We start from the raw sequence: 22,717 nt of genomic DNA, 5'->3' as shown, positions 1-22,717 counted from the left end.
TGCCCTCGTAGATCTGGAGGATCTTGGCGTCGCGGTAGAACCGCTCGGCGTCGAAGTCGTCGACGTAGCCGGCTCCGCCGTGGACCTGCACTGCTTCGTTCGCCACGTCCACCGCGACGCGGGAGGCGTACTCCTTGGCCATGGAGGCGAGTTTCGTGATCTGCTCGTCCTGATCGACCGACCAGGCGGCCTTGTACGTGAGGTTGCGGGCGGCCTCGATGTCGGTGAACATCTCCGCGATCTTGTGCTGGATGGCCTGGAACTCGGAGATGGGCTGGCCGAACTGTTCGCGCTCCTGTGCGTACTCCAGGGCGCGCTCGGCGGCACCGCGGGCGAGGCCGACACCCTGTGCGGCGACACCTGTCCGGGTGTCGTCGAAGAACTGCATCTGCTGGAGGAAGCCCATGCCAGGCGTTCCCACGAGGTTCTCTTCCGGAACGCGGACGTCGTCGAAGATCAACTCGGCCGTGTCGCTGGCGCGGATGCCGAGCTTGCCGGTGATCTTGTCGGCCTCGAAGCCGTCCCGATCCGACTCGACGATGATCTGTGAGAAGCCGTTGTAGCGGCCTTCCGCGTCGGGGTCGGTCTGACAGAGCACGACGAAGAAGTCACCGACGGAGCCGTTGGTGATCCACATCTTGTTCCCGTTGATGACGTACTCGTCGCCGTCCTTCTCGGCCTCCGTCGAGATGGAGGACACGTCGGAGCCGGCGTGGGGCTCGGAGATGGCCGCACCCATGACGGCTTCACCCGTCCCGATGGGTTCGAGGTACTCCGCTTTCTGGTCTTCCGTCCCGAACTCCATGATGGCGTCGGCACCGAACGACGCCGACTGGAGACAGAGCGCGATCCCGGGGTCGATGGCGAACATCTCCTCGGAGATGATCGCGGCTTCCAGCATCGAGTAGCCGGCCCCGCCGTACTCGACGGGGATCTGGGCACCCATCAGCCCCATCTCGGCGGCCTTGTCCATGACCTCCTGGGGATACTTCTCCTCGCGGTCGTACTTGCTCGCGACCGGCTCGATCTCGTTCTCACCGAACCGCTGGATCTCGTCCCGGATCTGGTCGATCTCGCTGGGAAGCTCGAAGTCCATACACCCCCAAATGGGGTTACAGTATTAATACTCCTTTGCAACCGCTTACCACGGATCGCTGATTGTTTCGAATTTTGGACAGGGAAAAATTTACGCGTCGAGCGCCGGAATCGACTCCCGATCTACGCCTCGAAGTGGTGTGAACTCGTGGGCGTTACGACATGCCCTTGCCGAGGAGCTCGCGGGCGATGATGTTCTTCTGGATTTCCGTGGTACCCTCGTAGATCTGGAGGATCTTGGCGTCGCGGTAGAACCGCTCGGCGTCGAAGTCGTCGACGTAACCGGCCCCGCCGTGGATCTGGACGGCCTCGTTGGCCACGTCGACGGCCACGCGGGAGCCGTACTCCTTGGCCATGGAGGCGAGTTTCGTGATCTGTTCGCCCTGGTCGACCGCCCAGGCACCCTTGTAGGTCAGGTTTCGGGCGGCCTCGATGTCCGTGTAGGCCTCCGCGATCTTGTGCTGGATGGCCTGGAACTCGGAGATGGGCTGGCCGAACTGCTCGCGCTCCTGGGCGTATTCGAGGGCGCGGTCGGCCGCACCCTTGGCGAGACCGACGCCCTGTGCGGCGACGCCGACGCGGGTGGCGTCGAAGAACTGCATCTGCTGGAGGAAACCCATGCCCTCGGTCCCGACGACGTTCTCTTCCGGAACGCGGACGTCGTCGAAGATCAGTTCCGCGGTGTCGGAGGCGCGGATACCGAGTTTGCCCTTGATCTTGTCGGCCTCGAAGCCGTCGCGGTCGGACTCGACGATGATCTGGGAGAAGCCGTTGTAGCGGCCCTCCGCGTCGGGGTCGGTCTGACAGAGCACGACGAAGAAGTCGCCGATCGACCCGTTCGAGATCCACATCTTGTTCCCGTTGATGACGTACTCGTCGCCGTCCTTCTCGGCGCGCGTCGAGATGGAGGACACGTCGGAGCCGGCGTGGGGCTCGGAGATGGCCGCGCCGGAGATCTTCTCGCCGCGCGCGACGGGTTCGAGGAACTCCGCTTTCTGGTCTTCGGTCCCGAACTCCTGGATCGCCTCGGTCCCGAACGAGGACGCGACGATACAGAACCCGATCCCGGGGTCGATGGCGAACAGTTCCTCACAGATGATGGAGGTCTCCAGGACGGAGTAGCCAGCACCGCCGTACTCGACGGGGATGGAGGCACCGAGCAGGCCCATCTCGTTGGCCTTGTCCATGACCTCGTGGGGATACTTTTCCTCACGGTCGTACTTTTTCGCGACCGGTTCGATCTCGTTCTCGCCGAAACGGCGGATTTCCTTCCGGATCTGGTCGATTCCCTCTGGTAGTTCAAAATCCATACGCCACCGTGGGGACTTATGCAACATAATTGTTTGTGATCAGTCGACAACTCGTCGAGCGTTGTTAGTTGCTGCACGCGAGCAGGCAACGATGTTTTCGTCGAGAGTAAACGATAGACGGACTGTAATCCGTTTCTGCGGCCAAAGAAAAACACTGAAAGGGGCTGGCAGAGAGTGTTCCAATGACTCATGCAACTCGAAGATATCGAAACCATCGCGGTGCTTGGCGCCGGCAACATGGGCCACGGCATCGCCGAGGTCGCCGCACTCGCGGGGTACGAAGTGCGGCTGCGCGACATCAAAGAGGAGTTCGTCCAGAGCGGCTACGAGGACATCGAGTGGAGCCTCCAGAAACTGGCCGAGAAGGACACGATCACCGAGGAAGAGGCCGACGCGGCCATCGACTCGGTCACACCGCTGGTCGACATGGAGGAGGCCGTCGGGTCGGCCGACGTGATCATCGAGGCCGTCCCCGAGAAGATGGAGATCAAGGAGGACGTCTACGAGGAGGTCGAGGAGTCCGCGCCCGACCACGCGATCTTCGCGACCAACACCTCGTCGCTGTCGATCACCGACCTCTCGGAAGTCTCGGACCGACCCGAGCAGTTCTGCGGGATGCACTTTTTCAACCCGCCGATCCGGATGCAGCTCGTCGAGGTCATCAACGGCGAGCACACCGACGAAGAGACCATCGAGGTCATCGAAGACCTGGCCGAGGACTTCGGCAAGACCCCCGTCCGCGTCCGGAAGGACTCGCCCGGCTTCATCGTCAACCGCATCCTCGTGCCCCTGATGAACGAGGCCTGCTGGATGCTCAGCGACGACGTGGCCACCGTCGAGGAGATCGACTCCACGACGAAGTACCACATGGGCCTGCCGATGGGGACCTTCGAGCTGGCCGACATGACCGGCATCGACATCTCCTACCACGTCCTCGATTACATGAACGACGTGCTCGGTGACGAGTACGAGCCGGCCCCGGTCATGCAGGAGAAAGTCGAGGCCGAAGAGCTCGGTCAGAAGACTGGCGTGGGCTTCTACGACTACGAGGACGGTGACGGCGCCGACGTGCCGACCGACGAGTACAGCGAAGAGGTCGAGGAGCGTCTGAACGCTGCACTCGCCAAGGAGATCGCCAACCTCGTCGGCGGCGACGTCGCCCCGCCCGAGGACATCGACGAGGCCGTCATGATGGGTGCGGGCTTCCCCGAGGGACCGACCAAGTCCATCGACGAGTACGGCGTCGAGAAGTGCCTGAACAAGCTCGAAGAACTGTACGAGGAGACCGGTGCCGCCCGCTACGAACCGCCGGAGTACCTCTCGGAGGCCGCCGAACAGGGTGGATTCAACGACGGTGCCGGTGACGACGAGGAGAGCGGTCCCGACTTCGAGGTCATCGCTATCGAGCGCATCGACGTGGACGTGCCGGAGGGGCACAACGAGAAGCAGATCGGTCACATCAAGATCGACCGGCCCCACCGGATGAACACGATCAGCCTCGACGTGCTGGACGAACTCGACCAGGCCCGCGAGATCTTCGAGGGCGAAGAGCAGGTCCGCGCCATCCTGATCACCGGCGAAGGTGACAAGGCGTTCTCGGCCGGGGCCGACGTGCAGTCCATGGCCACCAGCGCCGACCCGCTCTCGGCACAGGAACTCTCCGCACAGGGCCAGGCCACCTTCGGCCGCCTGGAGGAGTGCCCGCTCCCGGTCGTCGCCGGCATCGACGGCTTCTGTCTCGGCGGCGGGATGGAGCTCTCGATGTGCACGGACATCCGCATCGCCTCCGAGCGCTCCGAGTTCGGTCAGCCCGAACTCGACCTCGGTCTGCTCCCCGGCTGGGGCGGCACCCAGCGCCTCGCCAACGTCATCGGCGAGGGCCCCGCCAAGGAGATCATCATGACCGCAGAGCGCTACGACGCCGAGGAGATGGCCGACTTCGGCTTCCTGCGCGACGTGGTCTCGAAGGACGACCTGTTCGACGAGGCACTCGACCTCGCCGAACAGCTCGCCCAGGGCCCGCCGGTCGCCCAGAAGATGACCAAACGCGCCATGCTGAAGGGTCGCGACGACACCGAGGCCGGACTCGAAGTCGAGTCCCAGGCCTTCGGCCACCTCATCGGCACCGACGACGTCATGGAGGGCATGACCGCCTTCATGGGCGACGGTGAGCCGGACTTCGAAGGGCAGTAAACGATCCGGCGAACGTCGTTAGACCGCAGATCTAACCGAAGTGAGCCCGATTTCGAGGCTCAGTAACGCAGTCGAGAACCGCCGCGTCTTTTTTCGACGGCCAATCGACCGTGTCGCTGCTCGTACTCGCCAGCAGCGGAACCCTCGACTGGGCAGTCGTCCAACCACGCCACTCTTGCCCTCTGTGAGTGATCCCCACTGCGCTTCCGAAAAGCAGGGTTTATTACTGAACCCCTCTCAGCTTTGAGTGCGCACCGTTGGTGTAGTCCGGCCAATCATCTTGGCCTTTCGGCAAGCTTGCGGCGAGATACCCGCATCTTGGAAGACAGCCGAGGACCAGGGTTCAAATCCCTGACGGTGCACTCCTTCGACGGTTTCATCCGTGAGCAGTAGATACTCTCTCGGCGACGTGGCTGCTCGGTTATACTTACAGAGAAACATGTTTGGGGACAGTCAGTCACGTTACGCCCGCTGAAAACGCCAGGGCTGGTGGCCGCTCAGTGGCGTAGGTTTCCGAAATCAGCACGTACGCGGTCGCGCCCGTTTCAACTATCACGAACGACCCGGGCATATTTAACGGCTGACGCGATACCACAATGCATGACCCCACCTGACATCGAGGCGATCAGAGAGGCAGAGCGGGAGTACACCGACGAGGTGATCGAGGAGAACACGCTCCCCGAGATGTTCGAGGACGCGGCGGAGCGATACGGCGACCTCGACGCCCAGATGTACAAGGGCGGCATCTATCAGCGGACACTCTCTCCGGAGATCGTCGACGAACCCGAGCCGGGCGAGTACACGTCACTCGACTACGACAAGATGCGGGAACTCGTCCGTCGGCTGGCGGCGGGCTTTCGTGAACTCGGCGTCGAGAAAGACGACCGCGTCGGCATCATGTCGAACCCGCGGATGGAGTGGGCGCTGTCCGACTTCGGACTGCTGGCCTCGGGTGGGACGGTCACCACGGTTTACACGGAGTCGTCGCCGAAACAGATCAAGTATCTGCTCAACGACCCGGGGGCGACCGGTGTCGTCGTCGAGAACGAGTACCTGCTCGACCGGATCATCAAGGTCCAGGACGAACTCAGCCTGGAGTTCGTCGTCGTCATCGACGAACTGGAGAAGTACGACGACGTCGACCAGATCCACACGCTGTCGGAAGTGTACGAACTCGGCGACGAGCGGTTCGACGAGGACGAGTACTGGTCGTGGATCGAAGAACAGGACATGCACGACCTGGCGAGTCTCATCTACACGTCCGGGACGACTGGCAAACCCAAAGGGGTCAAACTGACCCACCACAACTTCCGGTCCAACGTCAACCAGGTCCGCAAGCGGGTCGGCCCCAGACCCGACAAGGACGAGGACGTGCCGTCACTGGACCCCGGCCGCCGGACTATCTCATTTCTCCCGCTTGCACACGTCTTCGAGCGCACGACGGGGCACTTTCTGATGTTCGCGTCCGGCGTGACGGTCGGCTACGCCGAGAGCACCGACACCGTCAGCGAGGACATCCAGAAGATCGAGCCGGGTGGCGGGTCGAGCGTCCCACGGGTCTACGAGCGCATCTTCGACGAGATGCGTGAGCAAGCCAGCGGGTCGGACACGAAAGAGCGCATCTTCGAGTGGGCCGTCGGGATCGCCCGAACCTACGGCCGGGCGGAGAACCCCGGACTGGGACTGAAGATCAAACACTCCATCGCCAACCAGCTCGTGTTCAAACAAGTCAAGGAGGAACTCGGCGGCAACGTCGACTTCTTCGTCAGCGGTGGCGGGAGCCTGAGCAAGGACCTCGCGGATCTGTTCAAGGGGATGGGCATCCCCATCTTCGAGGGGTACGGCCTGACGGAGGCCGCCCCGGTCGTCTCGACGAACCCGCCGGAAATCCTCGAAACCGGCACGCTCGGCCCACCGTTGCCCGACATCGACATCAAGATCGACGAGTCACAGGTCGCCGACGACCAGTTCGAGGAGGTCGAGGGGGAAGTCGGTGAACTGCTGATCAAAGGCCCCAACATCACCGAGGGCTACTGGGAGATGCCCGAGAAGACCGAGGAGGCGTTCACCGCCGACGGCTGGTTCAAGACCGGCGACATCGTCGAACGAATCGAGGACGACTACCTGATCTACCACGACCGGCTGAAGAACCTGATCGTGCTGGACACGGGGAAAAACGTCGCCCCGGAACCCATCGAGGACGAGTTCTCGACCTCCTCGCGGGTCGAGCAGATCATGGTGATGGGCGACGACGAGAAGTTCGTCTCCGCCCTAGTCGTCCCGAACTTCGACGCGATCGATCGGTGGGCGTCGAACCGCAACATCGACCTTCCCGCCTCGAAAGAGGATATCTGTGAGGACGAGCGCGTCAAGGAGTGGGTCAACGAAGACGTCCAGCTCGTCAACCGGAACCTGGAGAAACACGAGACGATCAAGCAGTTCGAGCTGGCCCACCTCGAGTGGACGCCGGAGAACGACCTGCTCACCCCGTCGCTGAAGAAGAAACGCCGCAACATCAAATCCGAGTTCGAGGACAAGGTCACGAAGATCTACGAGGGCGAACCGGCGACGGCGGACGACTAGCCGGCCCGATTTCCCCGTTCCGCACTCTGTTGCTCCTCCTATCGCATCAGCGCCGACAGCACACGTGATTCGGCTTTCCTGAGGTGTTCGTCGACGGTCGAGGGCGCACAGCCCAGCGCGTTGGCGATGTCCTCGTGGGTGGCCTCACGTGGAATCTCGTAGTAGCCCTCCGAGATGGCCGTCTCGAACACCTCGTGCTGGCGTTCGGTGAGGATCGAGAGGATGTCTTCCCGGTCGGGGGAGTACTGGCCGGCCTGCTCGACGGCGAAGCGGACGCCGTCGGGTGTCTCTTCGAGGGCTTTCCGGAGCATCTCGTGGGTCCCGACGATGGTCGTCCGGAGGCCACCCTGGTCGGTGTACTTCAGCGGCGTGTCGATGATGAGCGCGTACTTCTGGGCCAGTGCCATCAGGCCGCCCGCGGGCTGGCCCGGCGGGACGTGGAGGTAGAGATGGAACACGTCGTCTTGCACGTCCAGCACGTCCCAGGCGAGGACCTGGTTCGACTCGTCGATGACCGCCGTCAGCGACTCGGGGTGGCCGTAGATCCGGTAGAGGAGGACGCCCGTCCCGTCACCCAGCGAGTTGACGTGCATCAGCGCGTCCCGCGTCACGTCGGGCTGATCGGCGATCAGCTTGTCTGCGGGATGGATTGCCCCGTCTTCCGGCGAAATTGTGAAGTCGAAATACCTCATGTGAGGGTCCTGTTAACGAACGAATGTCATCGACCCTTTCGTACACGGCACATTATGTGTTTCGGCACACACCTCTTCGACGTGGATCGTCCATCCCGAAGCCGTCCCTCGAAACCTCAGTCGCACGTGACGGTCACTGTCCTGGTTCGGGGCCCGTCACACTCGACGAGCAGGACCGACTGCCAGGTGCCCAGAGCGAGTGTGCCGTCGACGACCGGCACCGTCACGTCCCGGCCCAGCAACATCGACCGGAGGTGCGCGTCAGCATTGCCATCTAACTGATCGTGATCCCAGCCCGTCTCGGGGACGATCGCTTCGAGCACGCGTTCGATGTCGTCCAGCAGGCGCGGCTCGGCCTCGTTGACGCTGATCCCCGCCGTCGTGTGCTCGACGAAGACGGTGCAGGTCCCGGTGGCGTCTGTCGGCAGTTGACTCGCTACCCGGTCGGTGATGTCGACGGTCGTCACGCGCTCGTCGGTCGAGACTTCCAGTGCCGTGTGGGTGCCCATGTTCGGACGGACGGCCGACGCCCGCTTGAAACCCCCTGTCAGGCGCGGAGTCCCTCGAAGAGATCGCGGTCCTGGGAACGGACGTGGAACGCGGCCGAGCCGGTCAGAATCAGCAGGTACGCGGCCGCGACCGTGGGGGTCCCGATGGCCCCGAGTAGTGGTGTGCCGATGCTCGCGGCTAGCACGGTCCCGAACCCGAGGATGCCGAGGACGAGGTAGTACTCCGCCCAGGTGATCCCGTAGCGGGGGACGACTTCCATGTACGTCGTGATCTCGGCCGCGCGGTCGCACAGCCGAACCTCCTTGGAGTCGGTGTCGTAGTCGACGATCCCGAGTTCGTCGAGTTTGGGGAGGTGGGTCTGGTGGAGCGAGACGTAAACGCTCCGACGCTTGTCCCGTGGCGCGGGCGACTCGCCTGTCTCGCGTGTCGCCACCTGCTCGGAGAGGTCACGCACGCTCAGCGCGTCGTCCCGTTCCCGGAGACACTTGATCGCCAGTCGCCGCCGATCGTTCCGTAGGATGTCGTGAATCTCACCCGCGTCGAGGGTCGCCCGTTCTTTCGTCTTCGCTCCCATGATCACCTCCTGGCTCCGTCCGCGTCCGCCGGGACGCGGCACCCGCCGTCTCTGTACGATAGCATTCTCGGTTCGAAGACCGTTCTCTTCGCTGTTAATGGCTCCTAACAACTCATTACGCTACACGAGGGGCAGATTAATATGTAGGAACCGACGCCCGTCCCGTCCCGGATTACACATATGATAATTGGGGGTAACGCACCCCGATCGCCGCTTCCATTCCCGAGAACGAGTCGCGAGGGAGCGCGCGATCAGGCCAGCCACTCGTCGGGTTTGGTGTCGTAGTCCACGTCGGTCGCGGCGAGGTGTTCGACCTCCTCCCAGTCCAGGTCGCGGGTCGTGATCTCTTCGCCGTCGTACCGGACGAGCTTGCCCTGTTCCTCGGGTTCGGGTTCGCGGTCCCGGCGCTTGGCGACCTCGATGTCGTGTTCGTCGAGTTCCTTGACGATGGTCTTGAGGTTGACTGGCCGACCCCACAGCTCGAACACCCGTTCGAGGGTGTCTTTGGCCTGCCCGAGGTCGAGCATCACGCCGTTGTACTTGTGGCTGAGGAGCAACTCGTTGCGGTTGTTGTAGTTGCCGTCTTCGACGACGATCGTCGGCTTCCCGAAGTTGGTGAACCGGAGCATCAGCTTCTTTTTCACGTCCTCGTAGTCCGTCGAGGTGACCCGGTAGTCACCCGTCGACTGGGTGTACTCGTACGTGAAGTAGTCGTTCTCGTCGACGAACTCCTGGGTGAGGAACTCGTCGAGGAAGGTCACGTCGTTGTGACTCTCCCGGATCTCGCGCATGCGGTCCCAGCCGCGGGTGTAGTCGATGTCCGCGAGCGCCTCGGCGACGCTCTCGTACCGGGCATCGTCGAACATGTACCGCGAGACGCGTTCGAGTTCCTCCTGGCCGACCCGGGAGACGAACCCGCGGTTCTGGGGCTCGACCAGCGAGTAGTGACGTTCGGCCAGTCCCTCGTAGGTCAGCACCTTCCAGGGGTACTTCGCCACGTCGAACTCACCGTTACGAGCGCGGTCGAGCGCGTCGGCGTCGACCCGCGGATCCTCGGGATCGAGGTCGTCGAGGTGGCTCGGAACGTCCGTCAGCGCCTCCTCGGGCGCGATCAGGTCCTGCACCTGCTCGAAGTCGACGCGGTCGTGGAGGTTGCGCCAGGTGATGTCCTCGACCCGGAGGAGGCGTTCGACGATCTCACGGCGGTTCTCCGTGTTCTCGACGTACTGCCACAGTTCCAGCCCGAGTTTGTACGGGTTGAAGCCGGGCGAGCCCAGCACCTGCGCCATGTGGTCGGCGTACTTGACGAACTCGTCGCTGTCGGCGAAGGCCTCCTTGGACATCATCGCCGACTCCCAGTAGGAGGCCCACCCCTCGTTCATTACCTTCGTCATCTTCTGGGGGGCGAAGTAGTAGGCCTCCCGGCGCAGGATCTCGAGGATCTCGCGCTGCCAGTCGGTCATCGCGACGGCCTTCTCGGCGTCGCGGTCGTAGGCCATCCCGTGCTGGCGGAGGAACCCGATCACGTCCTTCTCGGGTTCGTCCGGGAACGTGATCTCGCCGTCGTCGTCGCGCTGGGCCTCCAGCCAGTCCTCGTCGAACACCTGCCCGACGACCTCCTCCGAGAGGTCGAGTTCGTCGAGTTTCGCCTCGATGTCCTCGAAGTCCTCCTCGCGGTCGCGCAACTCGTCGCGACCGTCGGTCTCGACCGGCGCGAACGGGCGGTGCTGGTCGATGTTGTCCTCCAGACAGAGGACGTGGTCGATCCACTTCTCGACCGCGGCACGCTCGATGTCGGGGTCCTGCATGTACTCCTGGATCGTCTCGGAGTGCCGGGCCAGCATCGCGGCGGCGTCGGGGTCGTCCGCGAACATCCCGAACCACTCGTTGTTGGCGAAGAAGTCCGCGTGGGCCTCGACGTGGGTGATGACCGCCTTCTGGTCGGCCATGGAGTTGGACTCCTGCAGGAAGGCGTGGCTGGGGTTGTCGTTGTTGACGATCTCGAAGGCTTTCCCGCCGAGGAACTGGCTCTGTTTCTGTTGCTGGTCGTACTGCATGCCCCAGCGCCAGTGCGGGTAGCGCTGCTGGAACCCACCGTAGGCGATCAACTCGTTCATCTCGTCGTAGTCGACGATCCAGTAGTTGACCGCGTATGGGTGCAGGCCCAGTTTCTCGGCGAGGTTCGAGGCCTCGTCGACCGGTTCTTCGAGGTCCTCGGCGATGCGTTTGGCTTCGTAGCGATCCGAATTCATGCTTCTGCCTCCTCCGTGCTCAGGATCTCGTAGATGGCGTCGACCACGTCCTCCGGGCTCGAGACGTAGGCCACGGCCACGTTGTCGCTGCCCTCGAAGTGGCGCTCGACCTCCTCGGCGTGGGTCGCGTTGATCGCGTTCCCGCTGGGCTGAGTCTCCACGTACGCGTGGAGGTTCGCGGGAATCTCTTCCATCATCGGTATCACGCGCTCTTCGGTGTCGTTGCTGGAGTTCTCGGAGTCGCCGGCCGCGAACACGTACCGGTTCCACTCGTGCCAGGGGTACTCCTCTTCGAGGACTGCAGCGGCCAGTTCGTAGGCGCTGGAGATGCGCGTCCCGCCGCCGGACCGGATGCCGAAGAACTCGTCGCGGTCGACCTCCCAGGCCTCGGCGTCGTGGGCGATGTAGACGAACTCGGCGTTGTCGTACTTGCCCGTGAGATACCAGTCCAGCGGGGTGAACGTCCGCTCGACCAGCTCCCGCTTTTTCTCCCGCATCGACCCGGACACGTCGCGGATGTTGACGACGACGACGTTTTTCTCGCGCTCCTCGATGATCTCGGGGTAGCGGTAGCGCTCGTCCTCCCGGCGGTAGGGGATCTGGTCGACGCCCTCCCGGCGGATGCGCTCGGCGGTGGACTGGCGCTCGACGGTTTCGTCCATCTCCGCCATGGAGGCCCACTCGGTCTTCTCCTCGCTCGTCAATGCGTCGTACTCGTCCTCCAGCCAGGCCTTGGCGACGGGGATGTTCTCCCCGCGGGCCCACTCGAAGACCGACGCCGGCCCCATGCCGTCGACCTTGAGCGCTTCCCGGAGGTAGTTCCGGTCGAAGTCCATCGCCAGCTTGCGCTTGAGCCCCTTCTTGAACAGCGACTCGAAGTCCAGCGTCGAGGTGGGACCCGTCCGGGTGATGTCCGTGAAGTCACCCTCTTTCTCCTCGATGACCTGCTTGCCCTTGGGCTCCAGATCCAGGCCGAGTTCCTCGTCGAGTTCCTGGGCGAACTCCTCCGGATCCATCTCGTAGTACTCGTGCTCGCCGCCCTCTTCGCCGGGTTCGCCGTCCTCGTCGCCGTCGCCGGGCTCGGGCTGTGGCTGGCCGACGGGCTGGCCTTCCTCGGCGTCTTCGCCCTGGCCGACGCCGCCCATGTCGCGCTGGTCGTAGGCGAACTCGGGGAGGTCGACGATCTTGATGGGGATTTTCACTTCGTCCGGTCTGGACTGGCCCAGATCACCGTACTGAATGAAATCCGCGAGGTCCTGTCGGCGCTCTTCACCGACTTCCCGGTACCGGTCGAGGTCGTCTTTCAGTCCCATTTGTAACTCACCTGGCTCATGACGTGGCGGCTGGTCAACTCGGCGGAGGCCTCGGTGTAGTCGAACATCTCGGTCATGTTCTCCAGGGTGGCCTCCTTGACGGTCGCCGTCTCGGTGCCGCTCGGCGGATTGTCCCACTGCCTGGGGTCGAAGTCCTCGTAGGTCCGCCGCACGTCCTCCCAGTCGTGGGTGCCTAACACGGACTTGATGACGGGGATCTCCTTGGGGTTCACGTCGGAGATCTGGAATTCCTCGTCGCGGTTGTGCCAGGCGTGCCGATTGAGGGCGGTGATGATCTTGTTCGTCCGGAACTCCTCGACGGCGTCGTCGGGATCGTTGCCGTCGTAGTTGTCCTCGGAGAACCGCCCCAGATGCTCGATCTCGAAGATCTTCATCTTCAGTGGATCGGGGTCTTCGAGTTCGCCGCGGTCGTTCTCGATCTGTTCGTCGGCCTCCCAGGCGTAGACGTGTTCGATGTACTCCTCGACGGTCTGCTCGTCGACCCGCTTGTCACGCATGATCGCCCGGAGGACATCGTCTTCCTGCTGGCTGAACACGTGATTCTTGACGGCGACCACCTGGTTCTCGAACTCGACGCGTTCGCTCCCCGAGAACACGGGCGCGTCGACTAGCCCCTCGGCCATCGCGTTGAGGATGTCACGGGGCATGATGACGTGTTCGACGGGCAGGTCGGCGTGGTAGCGGTCCTGTTCCTCGTGGAGCAGGTCCGCGATCGCGTCCCGCGTGTAGGTGACGGGGATGCCGCCCTCACCGTCGTCGGCTTTACCGTCCCACTCGAAGTCGTCCATCTCGATGCGCTCGTCGCCCTCCTGCAGGTAGCCCCGGTCGAACAGCATGGCCTTGTCCACGAGGTCGAGTCCGCTGGGCACGTCCTCGTCGTCGAGCCGAGTGACGACGGCGTACAGCCCGGCGGCCTCGATGGCGTGGGGTGCCAGTTCCTTCTCGTTGACCTCGGAGTCGGAGTCGCGAACGTGGATGTGCAGGGGTTCGCGGATCCATGCCTCGAGTTCGTCCCAGGACTGGGCGGTCCAGACCGCCGTCTCGTTGGTGAGTTCACGGCGCAACAGCTGGGCCTCGAGCGAGAGATTCGTCAGGTACGTGAACTCGTGTTTGTCGAGGCGGCGCTTCAGCGCCTTCAGCGGGTCCTGGCCCTCCCGGTCGGCGTGCTGGTTGAGCCGCGCCTCCAGGTCGGGGTTCGAGATGATGATCATCTGGGTGTCGATGTCCATCCCGATGCCCTTGTCCAGTTTCACCTTCCCCTCGTCGGGGACGTTCAGGAGTTTCTGGAGCAGGTCGGCGTGCTGGGCGGCGTCCTCGACGATGGTCAGCAGGCCGTTGCCCTGTGAGAGGACACCGTCGTAACTGAACGCCTGCGGGTTCTTCCGGCCCCGCGAGTCGAGTTCCCGGAGCATGCCGGCCATCCAGGACCCGACGAGCCGTTCCTTGGGACTGCCGTCGTCCTCGCTGTGGAGGACGCCGATGCCCCGACCCACGTCGACGACGAAGTTCTTGATCCGGAGGTGTTTGGGGTCGGTCACCGCCGAGAACAGGTCCTCGATCTCCTGGCGGCGGTACTGTTCTTCGAGGAAGTCGTAGGCCTCCCGGCAGAACGGGTCGAGGTCGCCCTCGACCCGGATCTGGACGTGGTCGTCGAGGCGGTCGTTGATCTCCGCGATCAGGTCGGCCCGGACTTCCTGCGGGAAGACCGTCAGCGGGTGGGACTGGACGGGACTCTCGTACCAGTCGTCCTCGTCGCTGACGGGTTGATCGCCGTAGGTCATGCTCGAGGACCCCCCGCCGGCCCCGGCGACGTTCCACTCGACGGTGTAGCGCCGGCCGTCGTCGGTCTTCGAGAACTCCCGGAGTCCGTTGATGAGACACCGCTTGAGCTCCGATTTGCCCGTGGCGGTCGGCCCGTCGAGCCAGATTATCTTCTCGTCTTTACCACGCGACGCCGCGATGGAGCGGAGGTCGTCGACGAACTGGTTGAGCGTGTCCGTGTTGCCCAGGATGGCGTGTTCGCCGTCGTTGTGCGGGTCGTCGAAGAAGCGGTAGCGCTCCTTCTCCTCGCCCTCCTCGATCACCGTCCGCGTGCCGGCGGCCTCGATGGCCGACAGCAGGTACTTCGAGGCGTGAGAGGCCAGGTGGGGCTTCTCCAGTACCAGGTCCACGTACTCGCCGAGGCTCATCGGCTCCTGATAGGTCTCCTCGAGGGCGGTGTCCGCGGCGTCGATGTAGTCGTGTCCGGCCATTACTCTTCCATCTCGGCTTTGGCGACCTCGGCGCCGGCGAACTCCAGCACCTCCTTGGCCCCTTCGCGGGTGTAGCCCTGTTCGATCAGCGCGTCGACCCAGGCGTTGCGTTCGTCGTCGTCCATCTCGTTGCTGGAGACCAGTGCCGAGAAGTTGATGTTGTGTTTCTTGTCCTCCCAGAGCTTCCGTTCCAGGGCGCGGCGCAGGCGGTCGTTGTCCTGCGGGTTGAACGTGTCACCCTCGCGGGCGCGCCGGGAGACCCAGTTCGACACTTCCTGCCGGAAGTCGTCCTTGCGGTCTTCGGGGACGTTGAGTTTCTCCTCGACGCTCCGGAGGAAGGTTTCGTCGGGTTCCTGCTCGCGGCCCGTGATCTCGTCCTCGACGGTGTCGTCGTCGATGTAGGCCATGACGTGGTCCATGTACTTCTCGCCCTGGCGCTGGATCTCGTCGATGTCGTAGGCCAGCGCGTGGCGCACGTCCTCGATGGCCCGGTCCTTGTACTCCTCGCGGACGAGTTCGAGGTAGCGGTAGTAGGTGTCGAACCGGTCTTCCGGGATCGACCCGTGGTTCTCGAGGTTCTCCTCGAAGTGGTTGAACGTCGTCAGCGGCGAGAGGAAGTCACGGCTCCGGTGCATCGAGTCCATGATGGCCTCGGCGATCTCGTCGCCGATGAACCGGGGCGAGACGCCCTCCATACCCTCGCCGATCTCGGCCATCTCGGCGGCCTCTTCGCGGAGTTTCTTCACGTCGACGTCCTCGGCCTCGTCGACCTCGCCGTTGTAGGCCTTGGCCTTCTGGACGATGTCGACAGTCCCGGAGTCGGGTTCCTCGATCCGGGTGAGGACGCCGAAGAGGCCGGCCATCTCCAGGGTGTGGGGTTCGACCTGGATGTCCGGGAGGTCGGCGTTCCGGAGCATCTTCTCGTAGATGTGGGCCTCCTCTTCGTACTGGAGGACGTACGGGAAGTCGATCCGCTTGGTCCGGTCGTTGAACGCCTCCATCTTCTCGTCGCCCTTCTTGTCCTTGTACTCGGGCATGTTCGTCCGGCCGACGATCACCTGGTCGATGTCGATCCGGGGGTTGTTCTTGGGCTTGATCGTCTGTTCCTGCGTGGCGTGCAGGAAGTCGTAGAGGAACTCCCGCTGGAGTTTCAGCAACTCCTCGCCCGAGAAGATCCCCCGGTTGGCGTTACAGAACGCGCCGGAGTAGTCGAACGCCCGGGGGTCGGACTCGCCGTAGATGGCGATCTTCGAGTAGTTGACGTCGCCGGTCAGTTCCGTCTCGTCCTGATTTTTCTTGTCTTTGGGCTCGAAGGTCTCGATGGCGCGGCGCTGGTTCTCGTCGGCGACGATGCGGACGATCTCGACGTGGTTGTCCAGCACCGATTCGAGGTCGTCGTCGTAGTAGGCCAGCAGGCGGTCCATGTAGAATTCGCTGGCCGGATCGAGTGCCTGTTCGTTGCGGATGGTGTAGGGGGCGTCGAGTTCCTCGTTGAGGTCCTCGATGACCTGATCGCGCTGTTCCTGTGGGAGCAGGACCATCGGATCCTGGTTCATCGGCGACCGGACGGTGTCGTCGGCGGGGTCCTGGTCGCCGATGATGTCACAGAGGTTCGTCCACCGGAAGGTGTACATCCGCCCCTCGTCGGTGCGAGTGTAGTGTTCGTAGTACCGTCGGATCTGCCGGTCGAAGTCGGACTTCCCGGACCCGACCGGGCCCAGCAGGAGCTTGATCCGCTTTTCCGGGCCGAGACCGCGAGCGCCGGACTTGACCTTGTTGACGAACTCGTGGATGGCTTCGTGGATGACCCGGCCGTAGAACGTGTTCTCGCCGCCGTTCAGCGGGTCCTCGGCTGCCAGGGCGTACTCCACGACGCCGGCGTCCTCGTCGTAGTCGGTCCCGTAGTAGTCGAACATGTCGGCAACGCGCTGGTGGGCGTTGCGGGCGATCCGCGGGTCGTCGTACAGCTGGTCCAGATACCAGTCGAACGTCCGGGTCTCTCTGAGGTCCGCTGGAATCGAATCCTGGTACTCCCGACTCAGCTCTGCGAGGGTTTCCTTTGTATCGGTCATGCTATCACGGACAGGTTGTACGTGGGGTCGCCGCGGCGGTCGCGGCTACCCATGCTGCCACGGGTGTGAACCCGCAGGTCTCGGTGGCGTCCACCACAACAGCCCACACTCCGCCAGCGACTGACGAAAACGGACCACGCGCTCGCGCGACGCGAGCAACCGCGCGCCCGCCCGGCGACGGGTCGGATCCGTTTGCGTGTCATGTGCATTCATACCACTCCCACGGCCCAGAACGCCCGAAGTCGGAGATTCCCGAAAAATACCGGGGTGCCTGGGCGGCGAGAGCGGGGGCGGTGGTGGGGGTCGTGTATGGGTGGGCTTACCACCGATACTATTTATTTAATGAGAATCCCAGCGTCATAAGGCTTCTCCCCATCACGGCTTTCCCGCCCGTTTTTTCCAGCCGTGTGAGTGCCCGAAACTCGGACACGCAGGCCGGGGTGGCGGCTCAGTTCACCGCAGGTGCAAACTCACGTTTATATACGGGGTGGACAGATGGGCACGACTGGGGCCGCCGAGACCGCGTCACTCAAGACCGGCCGGCCGGAACGACGCGTATGGACTTCGCGGATCTCCCGGCCGGGTGGGAAATCTGGTCCGAGGGCGAGACGCGGTACGTGCTGGCGTACCGTTCCGACGTCTTCGACAGCAGCGAGTTCCCCGCGCCCTGTCTGCCGACGATCTACCTCACGAAGGGCCAGCGGGGCCGCCGACCGGGGCATCATCAGCCCGCGCCCGACGACCCCTGGCACGTGACGCTGTCACTGGAACCCGAGATCGAGGTCGCGTCGGCGCGATACGACGATTCCAACGAGGCCGTCGCCGGCGTCCACGACCTCGCCGCCCGGTTCGCCGACGGCGAGTTCGACCTGCGGGACGTCTACCAGGTGCCCCGCGAGGACTACCTCGACCAACTCGACGCGATGCTCGGCGACTGACGCGACGACCGACGAATCGGGGGCCGGCGGGTTGCGCTCGCACCCGCGAAAACGGTGGGACTTAACCGCCGGCCGGGACTATGGGCAACCATGACGACGGTCACGCTCGTCGGGACCCGGCTCGCCGAAGTCGGGACCGAGTTCGTCTATCACGGGGAAGCCGACGCCTGCGAGGGCTGTCCCTACCGGGACCAGTGTCTCAACCTCGCCGCCGGACAGAAGTACCGCGTGGCCACGGTTCGGGAGAACGCGTCGACGCTCGACTGTGCGGTCCACGATTCGGGCGTGACGGCCGTCGAGGTCGAACCGGCGCCCGTCCTCGCGAACGTCGACGCCCAGGGGGCGTACGCCGGGAGCAAGGCCGCGCTGGAGGGCCCCTGTCCACACACGGGCTGTCCCTCACACGAGTACTGCGAACCGGCCGGCGCGGAGTTCGACGTCGAGTACCAGATCAGCGAAGTGGTCGGCGAACCACCCCACGACTACTGCATGCTGGACCGGGACTTGACGCTGGTGGAGTTCGCGCCATCGACCGAAGAAGACTGACCCTCAGGATTCGAGCGTACCGACGTGGTCGGCGGCGTACCCGAACACGTCCTCGTAGCCGTACGGCGACATCAGGACGGGGTAGAAGTCGCTCTCGGCGACGTACTCCTGCCCGTCGGCCGCGGCGTACGTCTGCCCCGACTGGACCTGGCGGAAGTTCGTCGCGAACACGTCGTAGGCCTCCGCGGCGTCTTTGGGTACCGAGTGGGTGAGCCGGTAGACCGGCAACTGCTCGCGGTGTGGGGCCTCGTCGTCGGGGAACGCACCCACGGCGGCCAGGAACTCGCGGGTCACCTGCACGGCGTTCTCGGCCGCGGTGGCGGAGCCCTGGAAGCCACACTCGACCTCGATCAGCCGCCGCGTGACCTCGAACAGTCGGCCCTCCGTGAAGTCACAGGTCTCGACGACGGCGTCGACCGACAGGCGGGGACAGATCCGGCGTTCGTACTCCCGGACCTCGTCGACGAGCGCGAACAGTCCCTCGTAAGACTGGGTGGAGTGGAGCGCGAGGACCTGGCAGTCCGCCACTTCCATCGAGAGTTCGTGGGCGAGACGGGACTCGTGCGTGTCGCCGTCGGGGTCGCCCGGGAACGCCCGGTTGAGGTCTTCGTCGACGTAGCGGACGTCTCGCTCCTGGGCCCTCTCGTTTGCGATCACGAACGTGACGGGGCGCTGGAACTCGACGTCGGCGGACAGCAACGTCTCGACGGCGTGGACACCACAGGGTTCGTCGCCGTGGATGCCTCCGATGACGGCGATCTCGGCGGGGCCGTCGCCGACGGTCTCGACTCGCATCGATTCACAGCAACAGTCGCCTCGTCTTAGTACCCACGAAACCGTGACGGGTCACCGCCGAGAACGGTCAGTGCTCCAACGATTCGGCGTACGCGAAGTCGGTTTCGGTCGCCTCGGGTCGACGCTCGTCCAGCCGCACCTGCCACCCTTCGATGGCCGTGGGATCGGTGAGCGCGTTGTTCAGCACCGTCCGCACGTCGAGCAGGTCGACGCCGTAGTAGTCGTTGGGCACGTTCTGGAAATACTGCAGGGCAGTGCGAAAGAGCGAGCGCATCCCGTCATCGTCCTCGAAGTCGACGTGCTTGTACGCGCCGGCGGCGACCTGGACCATCCCGTGCAGGAACTTGCTCTCCGTCGACCCGCGACCGTAGTTGTACCACTCGTCCTCGAAGCAATCGTGTGATTCGTGGTACTCGCCGACGTTGTACAGGCGAACGCCGTGGACCGTCGCGCGCCGGAGCGTTCCGTGTTCCCACCGGCCTTCGGCGGGACGCCATCCCGTCGGCGACCCATGGATCGGCGGCCCCACCGAGTCGTCGCGCGTGTGTTCGTCCATTGACGCCACTTGCACCGACGCGTCCGTCAATCCGTCGGCTCGGGTCGACTCGGCACCGATCTCGTCCGGGCGTGTCCCCACGGCGAACGGACGGACGGGGGACAATCAGGGTACGGACGGCGTCGACGACCGAGACGGCAGTCGCGTGAGGCCCGGGATCGGGTCACTGATTGGCTGTGGACCGACGGCCGCGTGATTCAGTGATCTCCGAGTAGCCACACGCGGGACAGTTGAGGCGCTCGCGGTCGAACGACAGCGAGCAACCCCCACAGCGGTAAGTCGGGTCTGGGCGAAACCGTTCGCGGATCGATTCGATGATCTGTGGTGATCGGTCCATCGCTTCGACACCCGTAATTTGTGAATACACCACAATAAAACTTGTCCAGATAGTCACTTTCTGCCCGTAATTACGTTCAATAGATCGGCTATTCGGAGCAGAGTTAGAATATAGAGAAAAGAATGCCGAGATAGCTGGGTATACGGAACTTCGTCTGGGCCTGCCCGGTTCCGTGGAATCTTTATACCGGCGAGAGCCGAGTACAGGACGCGTGCGAGGGTAGCCAAGCCTGGAAACGGCGGCGGACTCAAGATCCGCTCCCGTAGGGGTCCAAGGGTTCAAATCCCTTCCCTCGCATGCCTGAGGGCGCCACGCCGGCGCGCTCGGCCTGCGACGAAGGGTTTGAACGCTGTCGGGCTGTGCCCGACCCAAGTTCAAATCCCTTCCCTCGCACTGTTGGCCACTACGGCCCCTCGCAAAACAGTGCAGGAAGATCCACTCGGCGAGGCCGCGATCGAGCGGCCTCGAAGCGAACGGGACGCGCCTGTCCCGTGAGCAGGAGCGATCTTCCCTCGCAAATCGTACTCCCGAACTACCGCCGGTCGAACTGGTGGCGTGACACCGACTGGAAATAAAAAGAACCGGCTCAAACCGGGACATTTTTAAATAGGATGAGGCCGGTTACTCTGGATTACTTTATGAGACGTCGCACATTCCTTGCGACGGCTGGCACGCTACTCACCGCAGGGTGTGGGGCACTGGAGAGCAGTGGGCGGGGGAACGGTCCTGGGGCGCACGTCGACGGGTTTCTGAACGAATCCGACGACGACGAGTTCAGCTTCGGCAACATGAGCGGCGAGCGGAACTTCTCCATGGGGGACTTCGAGGAGGTCGACTTCGAGTTCAACGAGAGTTCCTTCGAGGCGGACTTCGATTCAGGATTCGGCGAGGACTCGGGGCCGACACCGACACCGATCGAGACGGACCCGAAGGCGACCGAGCTGATGACCGAGGCGATGGACGGGATACGCAAGACCTACGCGACCTACGTCGGGTACGCCGGTCCCGACGCGACCCTGCTCGACGTGGACGCGACCATCGACTCGTTCCACGCGCCGAAGATACGGACGTCGGCACAGAACGCGCGCGAACCGCTGGAGGAGGCCACGCAGTACGCGCCCGAGGGGCAGAAGAACATCATCCTGTCGCTGGTACAGGTGACGGTCTTCCTGGAAGACCTGGCCCGTGTCCGGGAGAAGTTGATCGACGCCTACGACGAGTTCGAGTACGCGGTCGAACGACTCTACGCCGAGAGTACGCTCCGGGCCAAACAGACGACCTACAACATCGACGAGTATCGGAACGAGGCCCAGTCACTGTACCGTCCGTTGGAAAACGAGATCGACGAGGAGGCGGTCTCGGTGTTCGACCCTATCGGCAAGGTGTACGAGAAGAAGATGGATCAGATCCGATCCGAGTTACAGGCGTTCCGGGAGGTCCGGGGCGGCGTGAGAGAAGGCGCGAGGGGTATCAAAGCGTTCCAGAAGGGCGTTCCGGCGTTCTACGATCAGGAGTACGAACGAGCGCTCTCACCGCTCAGCACGGCCCAGTTCGGCTTCGGGTCCGCGAAGACGGGTTTCGGAATTATCGACGATTCGACCGGACTGCAGGAGAAGGGGAACGAAGTCGCCGGTGTCATGGAGGCACTGGAAGCCGCGGCGGATGCACTGCATCGGGCCGCCGAGGTAAAGGTCGACAACGAGACGCAGAAGAAATTCTTCGAGGGCCGGCGTGCGGCCGAACGGGCCGTCGAATCCAACGACATCGCGTCGGACATGCGGACCGCCGAACAGATCATCACCTAATTGTCCGCGGGCGGCGAGGACCCGGTATGGACGACCCGACAGCCCTCGCGACCCGTGCGGCCCGCGCCGGCGGGACGGTCGCGGCCGACCGATTCCGGACCGACGTACGGTTCGAGACGAAAGCACACAAGAACGACCTGGTGAGCGACGCCGACGCCGCGGCCCAGGACCGTGTCGTCGCGCACCTGGACGAGGAGAGCGGCGTGCCGGTCGTCGGTGAAGAGGCGGACACGCCGTCGACGGTCCCGGCGACGGGGCCCGCCTGGATCGTCGATCCCATCGACGGGACGGCCAACTACCTCCGGGGCCTGCGTCTGTGGGCGACGAGCGTCGCGAGAGTCGAGGACGGCGACCCGGTCGCCGCGGCGACGGTCATGCCGGCGATGGACGACGAGTTCGTGGCCGGCGACGAGACGCGACTGAACGGTGAGCTGGTCACGGTCAGCGACCGGACCGATCCGGAGACGTTCGCGGTCGCAGTCCTCGGGTGGGGGCCACACGGAGACCGGGAGGCCTACGCCACGCTCGCGGACGCGGTGGTGCGTGAGTGTGGCGATATGCGACGGCTCGGGAGTATGCAGTCGGCGCTCGCGTTCGTCGCCAGCGGTGGCCTCGACGCGGCGATCACGACGCGGCGGCCCAACCCTTGGGACTCGGTCGGCGGTGCCCACATGGTCCGGGCAGCCGGTGGGACCGTGACGGACCTCTCGGGTGATCGCTGGCGACACGACAGCCGGGGACTGGTCGCCTCGAACGGGCAAGATCACGAACGACTGGTGGAACTGGCTCGGGACGTGGCCGCACGCGTCGATGGTTGACGGGTAAGCACGCGCGATCGGCCGGACCGCCGGCCACGGTCGTGTTCGCCGGTCG

17 protein-coding genes and 2 tRNA genes are annotated in these 22,717 nt (G+C 64.0%); 8 read left to right on the top strand and 11 right to left on the bottom strand.

All coding sequences use genetic code 11. The features are described from left to right. Window positions 1–1,096, bottom strand: a 1,096-nt coding sequence (locus tag EAF64_RS01625) for an acyl-CoA dehydrogenase family protein (protein ID WP_129067894.1), incomplete at its 3' end; no start/stop codon positions are given. A 154-nt stretch (window positions 1,097–1,250) separates the two neighbouring features. Next, window positions 1,251–2,405: an acyl-CoA dehydrogenase family protein gene (locus EAF64_RS01620; RefSeq protein ID WP_129067231.1), complete on the bottom strand. Its 1,155-nt coding sequence runs from the start codon at window positions 2,403–2,405 to the stop codon at window positions 1,251–1,253. A 189-nt stretch (window positions 2,406–2,594) separates the two neighbouring features. Between EAF64_RS01620 and EAF64_RS01615 the strand changes: the two genes are divergently transcribed. The 3 genes from EAF64_RS01615 (at window position 2,595) to EAF64_RS01605 (ending at window position 7,181) form a co-directional block, all read left to right on the top strand. After that, entirely contained in the window at window positions 2,595–4,598 is a 2,004-nt protein-coding gene (locus EAF64_RS01615) for a 3-hydroxyacyl-CoA dehydrogenase/enoyl-CoA hydratase family protein (protein WP_129067230.1), read from the top strand. Window positions 4,599–4,849: 251 nt separating this feature from the next. After that, a tRNA-Glu gene (locus EAF64_RS01610) sits at window positions 4,850–4,960 on the top strand. Between the two features lie 238 nt (window positions 4,961–5,198). After that, window positions 5,199–7,181 (top strand): AMP-dependent synthetase/ligase, encoded by a 1,983-nt coding sequence (locus tag EAF64_RS01605; protein WP_129067229.1) that lies wholly within the window; start codon window positions 5,199–5,201, stop codon window positions 7,179–7,181. A gap of 38 nt (window positions 7,182–7,219) precedes the next feature. Here the strand turns inward: EAF64_RS01605 and EAF64_RS01600 are convergent, their stop codons facing one another. The 7 genes from EAF64_RS01600 to EAF64_RS01570 form a co-directional block, all read right to left on the bottom strand. Next, complete coding sequence (locus tag EAF64_RS01600) at window positions 7,220–7,873, bottom strand: helix-turn-helix domain-containing protein (RefSeq protein WP_129067228.1); 654 nt, start codon at window positions 7,871–7,873, stop codon at window positions 7,220–7,222. 116 nt (window positions 7,874–7,989) lie between these two features. Continuing rightward, on the bottom strand, window positions 7,990–8,382 hold the full coding sequence (locus tag EAF64_RS01595; protein WP_129067227.1) for a secondary thiamine-phosphate synthase enzyme YjbQ: 393 nt from the start codon (window positions 8,380–8,382) through the stop codon (window positions 7,990–7,992). A 38-nt stretch (window positions 8,383–8,420) separates the two neighbouring features. Beyond that, a complete protein-coding gene (locus EAF64_RS01590; protein ID WP_129067226.1) occupies window positions 8,421–8,957 on the bottom strand; it encodes a DUF7344 domain-containing protein in 537 nt (178 codons plus the stop codon). A 251-nt stretch (window positions 8,958–9,208) separates the two neighbouring features. Then, window positions 9,209–11,209: a SpoVR family protein gene (locus tag EAF64_RS01585; protein ID WP_129067225.1), complete on the bottom strand. Its 2,001-nt coding sequence runs from the start codon at window positions 11,207–11,209 to the stop codon at window positions 9,209–9,211. Beyond that, entirely contained in the window at window positions 11,206–12,522 is a 1,317-nt protein-coding gene (locus tag EAF64_RS01580) for a YeaH/YhbH family protein (protein WP_129067224.1), read from the bottom strand. The genes EAF64_RS01585 and EAF64_RS01580 overlap by 4 nt, the downstream gene beginning before the upstream one ends. Beyond that, the gene (locus tag EAF64_RS01575) at window positions 12,513–14,795 is read right to left on the bottom strand and encodes a PrkA family serine protein kinase (protein ID WP_129067223.1); all 2,283 of its coding nucleotides are present in this window, start codon (window positions 14,793–14,795) and stop codon (window positions 12,513–12,515) included. Before EAF64_RS01575 ends, EAF64_RS01580 begins: the two co-directional genes overlap by 10 nt. Further along, window positions 14,795–16,867, bottom strand: coding sequence for a PrkA family serine protein kinase (locus EAF64_RS01570; RefSeq protein WP_129067222.1), 2,073 nt, complete (start codon window positions 16,865–16,867; stop codon window positions 14,795–14,797). The genes EAF64_RS01575 and EAF64_RS01570 overlap by 1 nt, the downstream gene beginning before the upstream one ends. A 557-nt stretch (window positions 16,868–17,424) precedes the next feature. Between EAF64_RS01570 and EAF64_RS01565 the strand changes: the two genes are divergently transcribed. Further along, window positions 17,425–17,805, top strand: coding sequence for a DUF5820 family protein (locus EAF64_RS01565; protein WP_129067221.1), 381 nt, complete (start codon window positions 17,425–17,427; stop codon window positions 17,803–17,805). Window positions 17,806–17,895: 90 nt separating this feature from the next. Next, window positions 17,896–18,351: a UPF0179 family protein gene (locus EAF64_RS01560; RefSeq protein WP_129067220.1), complete on the top strand. Its 456-nt coding sequence runs from the start codon at window positions 17,896–17,898 to the stop codon at window positions 18,349–18,351. Window positions 18,352–18,354: 3 nt separating this feature from the next. Here EAF64_RS01560 and EAF64_RS01555 read toward each other — a convergent pair whose 3' ends face one another. Next, entirely contained in the window at window positions 18,355–19,146 is a 792-nt protein-coding gene (locus EAF64_RS01555) for a succinylglutamate desuccinylase/aspartoacylase domain-containing protein (RefSeq protein ID WP_129067219.1), read from the bottom strand. 67 nt (window positions 19,147–19,213) lie between these two features. Further along, entirely contained in the window at window positions 19,214–19,702 is a 489-nt protein-coding gene (locus EAF64_RS01550) for a DUF309 domain-containing protein (protein ID WP_129067218.1), read from the bottom strand. A 550-nt stretch (window positions 19,703–20,252) separates the two neighbouring features. Between EAF64_RS01550 and EAF64_RS01545 the strand changes: the two genes are divergently transcribed. The 3 genes from EAF64_RS01545 (at window position 20,253) to EAF64_RS01535 (ending at window position 22,662) form a co-directional block, all read left to right on the top strand. Beyond that, window positions 20,253–20,336 (top strand) — tRNA-Leu (locus tag EAF64_RS01545). Between the two features lie 341 nt (window positions 20,337–20,677). After that, window positions 20,678–21,844 carry a hypothetical protein gene (locus EAF64_RS01540; RefSeq protein ID WP_129067217.1) on the top strand — a complete coding sequence of 389 codons (1,167 nt, stop codon included), beginning with the start codon at window positions 20,678–20,680 and terminating at the stop codon, window positions 21,842–21,844. A gap of 26 nt (window positions 21,845–21,870) precedes the next feature. Beyond that, complete coding sequence (locus tag EAF64_RS01535; RefSeq protein ID WP_129067216.1) at window positions 21,871–22,662, top strand: inositol monophosphatase family protein; 792 nt, start codon at window positions 21,871–21,873, stop codon at window positions 22,660–22,662. Window positions 22,663–22,717 lie beyond the last annotated feature (55 nt).

This window comes from Halorientalis pallida (assembly GCF_004118325.1).
GTDB lineage: Archaea > Halobacteriota > Halobacteria > Halobacteriales > Haloarculaceae > Halorientalis > Halorientalis pallida.
The sequence above is the reverse complement of the archived record's forward strand: the minus strand, read 5'-3'. Positions and strand labels throughout refer to the sequence as shown.

Coding starts and splice junctions, on each gene's coding strand:
- EAF64_RS01620 (WP_129067231.1), bottom strand. CDS start 2,405: ATGGATTTTGAACTACCAGAGGGAATCGACCAGATCCGGAAGGAAATC.
- EAF64_RS01615 (WP_129067230.1), top strand. CDS start 2,595: ATGCAACTCGAAGATATCGAAACCATCGCGGTGCTTGGCGCCGGCAAC.
- EAF64_RS01605 (WP_129067229.1), top strand. CDS start 5,199: ATGACCCCACCTGACATCGAGGCGATCAGAGAGGCAGAGCGGGAGTAC.
- EAF64_RS01600 (WP_129067228.1), bottom strand. CDS start 7,873: ATGAGGTATTTCGACTTCACAATTTCGCCGGAAGACGGGGCAATCCAT.
- EAF64_RS01595 (WP_129067227.1), bottom strand. CDS start 8,382: ATGGGCACCCACACGGCACTGGAAGTCTCGACCGACGAGCGCGTGACG.
- EAF64_RS01590 (WP_129067226.1), bottom strand. CDS start 8,957: ATGGGAGCGAAGACGAAAGAACGGGCGACCCTCGACGCGGGTGAGATT.
- EAF64_RS01585 (WP_129067225.1), bottom strand. CDS start 11,209: ATGAATTCGGATCGCTACGAAGCCAAACGCATCGCCGAGGACCTCGAA.
- EAF64_RS01580 (WP_129067224.1), bottom strand. CDS start 12,522: ATGGGACTGAAAGACGACCTCGACCGGTACCGGGAAGTCGGTGAAGAG.
- EAF64_RS01575 (WP_129067223.1), bottom strand. CDS start 14,795: ATGGCCGGACACGACTACATCGACGCCGCGGACACCGCCCTCGAGGAG.
- EAF64_RS01570 (WP_129067222.1), bottom strand. CDS start 16,867: ATGACCGATACAAAGGAAACCCTCGCAGAGCTGAGTCGGGAGTACCAG.
- EAF64_RS01565 (WP_129067221.1), top strand. CDS start 17,425: ATGGACTTCGCGGATCTCCCGGCCGGGTGGGAAATCTGGTCCGAGGGC.
- EAF64_RS01560 (WP_129067220.1), top strand. CDS start 17,896: ATGACGACGGTCACGCTCGTCGGGACCCGGCTCGCCGAAGTCGGGACC.
- EAF64_RS01555 (WP_129067219.1), bottom strand. CDS start 19,146: ATGCGAGTCGAGACCGTCGGCGACGGCCCCGCCGAGATCGCCGTCATC.
- EAF64_RS01550 (WP_129067218.1), bottom strand. CDS start 19,702: ATGGACGAACACACGCGCGACGACTCGGTGGGGCCGCCGATCCATGGG.
- EAF64_RS01540 (WP_129067217.1), top strand. CDS start 20,678: ATGAGACGTCGCACATTCCTTGCGACGGCTGGCACGCTACTCACCGCA.
- EAF64_RS01535 (WP_129067216.1), top strand. CDS start 21,871: ATGGACGACCCGACAGCCCTCGCGACCCGTGCGGCCCGCGCCGGCGGG.